Below are 5531 nucleotides of genomic sequence, written 5' to 3'. Positions count from 1 at the left end.
AAAGGGGGGCGGGGCAGGGCCAAAAAGGACCGGTCCACGGGTGATGGGTGTGGTCGCGGTCATTCCGTCCGTTGTCGGAGCCGCTCGGCCAGGGCGATCCACGTGTTGGCGCACCCCCGGGCCAAGGCCGCGATGACCGGGGCGCAGTGGTCCGGGAGGTCGTGGTAGAGCCCCTCGATCTCGTCGGGGTCCACGGTGTGGCGGTGCAGCCAGCGCAGGGTGCGCCGCCCGCTCTCGTTGAGCTTCAGGGACGGGTCGTTCCGCAGCTTGGCCAGCAGGACCTGGTGGTCGACCGCGGTGTCCCCGGCCGGCCTGCGCGCCTCGGCCGGCCGGCGCGCGGGCGACGATTCGGCCGCCGCCCCGGCGTGCGGCGCCCTCGCCTCGGCCTGCGACGCCTGCGACGTCTCTGCTGTCTGTGTTGCCTGCGATCCCTGCGATCCCTGCGATGCCTGCGATGCCTGTGTCGGCTGTGCTTCGGGATGCGAGGCCCGCAGCTCGGTCTGCGACGCCTGCGCGTCGCTCTGCGCCGTCCGCGGCTCGTTCGGCGCATCGGGCACCGCGTGCCCGGGGCGGGACCGGTAGCGCGCCGGCACCGGATCCTCACCGCGCTTGATCCGGTGCCGGACGTCCTGGACGGTCGCGAGGGACAGCCCGGTGGCGCGGGCGACGGTCCGCAGGCTGGTGCCCGGGTCGTCATTGATCATCGCGGCGGCCTGCCGCCGCTTGTCCCCGCTGTCGAGCGGCCGCAGCCGCCCGTCACGTCCCATGCGGACGTTCGGCTGGCCGTTCTCGGCGGCCTGCTGCTGGCGGATCCGGGACACCGTCTTCCCCGACAGCCCGGTCGCCGCCGCGACCCCCCGGTCCGACCACTGCGGATTGTCCGCGATGATCCGCTCGGCGGCGGAGACGCGGTCCTTGAGCGAGAGCGGCAACCCGTGCGAAACGTTGGCCTCGACCGCGAGGATGAACGCCTCTTTCGCGTCACAGTCGATGAGCCGGGCGCTTATCGTGTCCAGGCCGTTCAAAATGGCGGCCTGCACCCGGTGAATTCCATCAATGACGGTCATCGTTGGCCGGTGCACAATAATTGGCGGAAGATTCTCGGCGGCTTCGGCGAGGGTCCGCACGTGTTCGAGATTCTCCCCGTCCTGGCGGGGCGATTCCCCCACCACCAGAGAATCGATGCGAACACGGTGGACCGGATGGGCATCTAACCAGACCACCGGTGACCCCATCTCCTCGTCCATTGCCGCGGATTCCGCCGGCCCGGCGGTTCTTCGTTCCCTTTCACCAACGAGCCGCCCGACGAGTTCGGACATGCAATCCTCCCGGAATACTTCGACATGACCTTTCGTCAATGCGATATTCCCGCCCCACGGAGTCTGCTGTACTGCGATTAGAGCCAACAAGACCGCTCCATCGATGTCAACCCCGCGGGCCGCCGGGCGGCCGGGCCCGATCGGGGCCCAGCAGATATTCACCGGTTAGTAAATCTGCAGGACACCCTTAGTTCGCGATCATTCGCGAACTGTGATGGTGCCTCTTAGTAACCTGCGGCCGCACCGATTTCAGGGCTGGTCAGGCAGATGACCGCAGGTCGTTTCGGGTGCCGGGACGCGGCGCGGCGGGCGCGGTCCAACCACGGTGCGTGATGACATGATGAAAACCCGGTATTCCACCAAGTTTCCAATAGGCGCGGCCCCGGCCGCCGCGCTCATGACACATTGGGCCCCCCGCCGGAACTCCGTGCCGCCGGAACTCCTCGCCGCCGGGAACTCCCTACGGAGCCCCGGTCTCACCCGTGCCGTCGGCCCCCGCGGCATCGTCGTTCACGACGGCGCGCAGGAAGGCCCCGGTGAAGGTCTCGGCGACCTCCTCAATGGTGGGCAGATCCGCGCCGAGCAGCGGCGCCAGCGTGGGGCGGACCAGAATGTGCGTCACCATCGGGCCGATCAGCAGATGGGCCAGGATGGGCAAGGACAGCGGCCGGAAACGTCCGGTCCGCACCTCGGTCATGAGCCACACGCCGAGGCTGCCCAGCAGGCGCGGCAGGGCCTGCTCCTGGAACAGCCTCCGCCCGGGGCCGTCCGGCCGGGCGAGGACGTCCGCCAGGATGGCCGGGAACACCTGCGGTTCGCGGCTGAACGCCTCGGCGAAGGTCTGATGGATCGTCCGGACGGTCTCCTCCACGCCGGGCGGATCCGCGAGCAGGTTCTCGACGTCCACGAGCGGCATGTGGCGCTCGAAGACGACGGCCAGCAGCCCGTCGCGCCCCCCGAAGGTCAGGTGCAGGCTCGGCAGCGAGCACTCGGCCGCCGCGGCGACGTCCTCCAGGGTGACGGCGGCCAGCCCGCGCTCGCCGATGAGCGCCGCGGCGGCGGCGACGGCGCGCTCGCGGACCGGCTGCCCGCCCGGGTCGACCCCGGCCGCGCGGACCGCCTCGTCGAGCGTCCGCCTCGTCCCGCGCAGGCGGCGCACCAGGGTGCTCCGCGACATTCCGGCGGCGGCGGCGATCTCACCGATCGGCACGTCCACCACGTCGGCGCCGCGCTCGCGAGCCAGCCGGATCGCAATCCGCACAAGATCATCGAGACCGTCGACTTCCGGTTTCATGGAACCACTGTACAGCACTATATGCTTCATATAGTCTGATTTCATTACCGGATGAACGAACCGGATGAACGACGCTGCCCGTTCCCGGCCGGCCGAAGGCAGGCGACACGTGTGGGCCGGGTTCCCGCGAAAGGGACGGAGGGTTCCCCATGTGGGCAATGATCGTTAAAGAATTCCTCGAACTGCGCCGCGACAAGCGCACCGTGGCGATGATCGTCGTGCTCCCGCTGGTGCTGCTGGTGGTGTTCGGCTACGCCGCGAGCTTCAACGTCGAGAGCATCTCCACGCAGGTGGTCGGCCCGCAGGCCCAGCAGACCGCCGCGCAGCTGCGCGACCCCTTCGAGGTCGACAAGGTCGACCCGGCCGCGACCGAGGCCGCCGCCCGCGACAGGCTGCGCGACGGCGACGCGGCCGTCGTGGTGGTGACCGGGGCAGGGACGCCGAAGGCGCTCGTGGACGGATCACGGCTCTTCAGTGCCCAGGCCGCGGTCGCCGAAACGGCGCGCATGCAAGGGCAGCTCCGCACGGAGGTGCTCTACAACCCCGAGCTGAAGACCTCGTGGGTCATGGTCCCGGCCCTGATCGGCATGATCCTGGCCTTCATCGGCACGATCATCACCAGCATCGGGCTGGTGCGCGAGCGGCAGGCGGGCACGCTGGAGCAGCTGGCCGTGATGCCGTTCCGGCCGTCGGACGTGATCGCCGGCAAGATCGTGCCCTACTTCGTGCTGGCCGCCGTCGACATGGCGGTGGTCGCGGTCGTGGGGCGCCTGCTGTTCGACGTGCCGTTCAACGGCTCGGTGCTCACCTTCATCCTCGGCGGGACGCTGTTCCTGTTCGCCGTGCTGGGAATAGGCGTGCTGATCTCGACGGTGTCGGAGAACCAGGGCCAGGCCACCCAGCTCGCCCTGATGACGATGCTGCCGCAGATCCTGCTCTCCGGGATGATCTTCCCGCTGGAGTCGATGGCGATCGGGGTGCGCTGGATCGGCTACGTCCTGCCGCTGACGTACTTCATCCAGGTCTCCAACGGCACGATGCTGCGGGGCGCGCCGATCGCCACGCTCTGGCTCCCGCTGACCGTCCTCGCCTGCATGGCGGCGCTGGTGTTCATCGGCGCGGTGCTGCGGTTCCGCCGCGACCTCGCGCCCAGCCAGCCGCAGGCCAAGGACAGCGAGACCGACCAGCAGCCGGTGGGTGCCCGATGAGCTCAGGACGCCCGTGGGGTGCCTACGACCTCACCGTCGACTACGGCCGGACCAACGCGCTCCGGGACGTCACCCTTGAGGTCCCCGAGCGTCAGGTCTCGGCCGTGGTCGGCGGCGACGGCGCGGGCAAGACGACCCTGCTGCGCGCGCTGGCGGGCGCGGTCCGTCCCCGGTCCGGGACGATCAGCGCCCCGGCGCGGCGGCAGATCGGGTTCATGCCCACCGACACCGGCGCGTGGCGGGAGCTGACCGTCGCCGAGAACATGGAGTTCGTCGGCGCCGCCCACCGCCTGCGCGGCAAGGACCTGCGGACGCGCAGGGACGAGCTCCTGGAGGCCGCCGGGCTGGAGAAGTACCTGGACCGGCGGGCCGGCGCGCTCTCCGGCGGGATGCGGCACAAGCTCGCGTTCTCGCTGGCCATGCTGCACAAGCCGCGCCTGCTCATCCTGGACGAGCCCAGCACCGGCGTCGACCCGGTCAGCCGGGTCGACCTGTGGCGGCTCATCGCCCAGTCCGCCGTGGACGGCGCCGCCGTCGCGATGTCGACCACCTACCTGGACGAGGCCGAACGCTGCTCCAGCGTCCTGGTGCTCGACCAGGGCCGGACGCTGCAGTCGGGCACCCCCGACGAGATCATCGCCAACAGCCCCGGCACGATCACCACCACCCGCAAGCCCACCGACCCGGAGCTGGCCTGGCGGCGCGGGCGCATGTTCCACAGCTGGCACCCGGGGGCCGCGCACGAGGGCGAGCAGCCGATCTCCCCGGACATGGAGGACGCCGTCGTCGCGGCGGCGCTGCACCACCTCACGCAGAGGAACACGAACGGTTCCGACCTTCGTAAGGACGCGCAATGAGCACAGCACTCGTGCACGCCGACGCCGTCACCCGCCGCTTCGGCGACTTCACCGCGGTCGACGACATGACGATGACCGTCAAGCCGGGTGAGATCGTCGGGCTGCTGGGCGCGAACGGCGCCGGCAAGACCACGCTGATCCGGATGCTGCTGGGCCTGATCCTGCCGACCGAGGGCAGGGTGCGGCTGTTCGGCGGGCCGCCGTCCCGCCAGGCGCGCGTCCGGCTCGGCTACGTCCCGCAGGGCCTCGGGCTCTACACCGACCTGACCGGCACCGAGAACCTGGAGTTCGTGGCGCACGCGTTCGACCAGGACACCCCGTCCAAGGCCCCGGCGGACTCCGGCGGACGGCTGGTCGGCGGCATCGGGCTCGGCCTCCAGCGACGGCTCGCCTTCGCCGCGACCCTCGGTCACGGGCCGGAACTGCTCATCCTGGACGAGCCCACGTCCGGCGTCGATCCGCTGTCGCGCACCCGGCTGTGGGACACCATCCACACCCAGGCGGAGAAGGGGGTCGGGGTGCTGGTGACGACCCACTACATGCAAGAGGCGCAGCAGTGCGACCGCCTCATCCTGATGTCGCGCGGCCGGCAGGTCGCCGCCGGCAGCGAGGCCGACATCATCGGCACCACCACATCGGTGGAGGTCGAGTCGACGGCCGACTGGGCACGCGCCTTCGCGGTGCTCAACGACGCGGGGCTGCCCGTCACGCTGGCGGGCCGGAAGGTCCGCGTGCCCGATACCCGGACGGAGGACGTCCGCGCCGCTCTCCGCGCGGCCGATCTGGAAGCCGAACTCCGCCAGGTGCCCGCCACCCTTGAGGAGAAGATGGCCGTCTTCGACCGCGCGAACAC

At 70.4% G+C, this 5531-nt stretch carries 5 protein-coding genes; 3 read left to right on the top strand and 2 right to left on the bottom strand.

Going from position 1 to position 5531, the window contains the following annotated elements; translation table 11 throughout:
* Window positions 1–59: 59 nt before the first annotated feature.
* On the bottom strand, window positions 60–1319 hold the full coding sequence (locus ETD83_RS38635) for a ParB/RepB/Spo0J family partition protein (protein WP_138650145.1): 1260 nt from the start codon (window positions 1317–1319) through the stop codon (window positions 60–62).
* Window positions 1320–1779: 460 nt separating this feature from the next.
* On the bottom strand, window positions 1780–2613 hold the full coding sequence (locus ETD83_RS38630; protein ID WP_138650144.1) for a TetR/AcrR family transcriptional regulator: 834 nt from the start codon (window positions 2611–2613) through the stop codon (window positions 1780–1782).
* Between the two features lie 158 nt (window positions 2614–2771).
* On the opposite strand from ETD83_RS38630, the gene ETD83_RS38625 reads away from it, so the two are divergent.
* The 3 genes from ETD83_RS38625 to ETD83_RS38615 all read left to right on the top strand — a co-directional run.
* Complete coding sequence (locus ETD83_RS38625; RefSeq protein ID WP_205718125.1) at window positions 2772–3821, top strand: ABC transporter permease; 1050 nt, start codon at window positions 2772–2774, stop codon at window positions 3819–3821.
* Entirely contained in the window at window positions 3818–4678 is an 861-nt protein-coding gene (locus ETD83_RS38620; protein ID WP_138650142.1) for an ABC transporter ATP-binding protein, read from the top strand. The genes ETD83_RS38625 and ETD83_RS38620 overlap by 4 nt, the downstream gene beginning before the upstream one ends.
* Window positions 4675–5531 (top strand): ABC transporter ATP-binding protein (locus ETD83_RS38615; RefSeq protein WP_138650141.1); only part of this gene is annotated, 857 nt, incomplete at its 3' end. The genes ETD83_RS38620 and ETD83_RS38615, both read left to right, overlap by 4 nt.

The sequence above is a fragment of the Actinomadura soli genome, assembly GCF_005889715.1.
Classification (GTDB): domain Bacteria; phylum Actinomycetota; class Actinomycetes; order Streptosporangiales; family Streptosporangiaceae; genus Spirillospora; species Spirillospora soli.
Note: the sequence above shows the minus strand (reverse complement) of the source record. Positions and strands in the feature narration are given on the sequence as shown.

What these genes read in the sequence shown, in the direction of transcription:
- ETD83_RS38620 (WP_138650142.1), top strand. Translation starts at nt 3,818, where the DNA reads ATGAGCTCAGGACGCCCGTGGGGTGCCTACGACCTCACCGTCGACTAC.
- ETD83_RS38630 (WP_138650144.1), bottom strand. Translation starts at nt 2,613, where the DNA reads ATGAAACCGGAAGTCGACGGTCTCGATGATCTTGTGCGGATTGCGATC.
- ETD83_RS38625 (WP_205718125.1), top strand. Translation starts at nt 2,772, where the DNA reads ATGATCGTTAAAGAATTCCTCGAACTGCGCCGCGACAAGCGCACCGTG.
- ETD83_RS38635 (WP_138650145.1), bottom strand. Translation starts at nt 1,319, where the DNA reads ATGTCCGAACTCGTCGGGCGGCTCGTTGGTGAAAGGGAACGAAGAACC.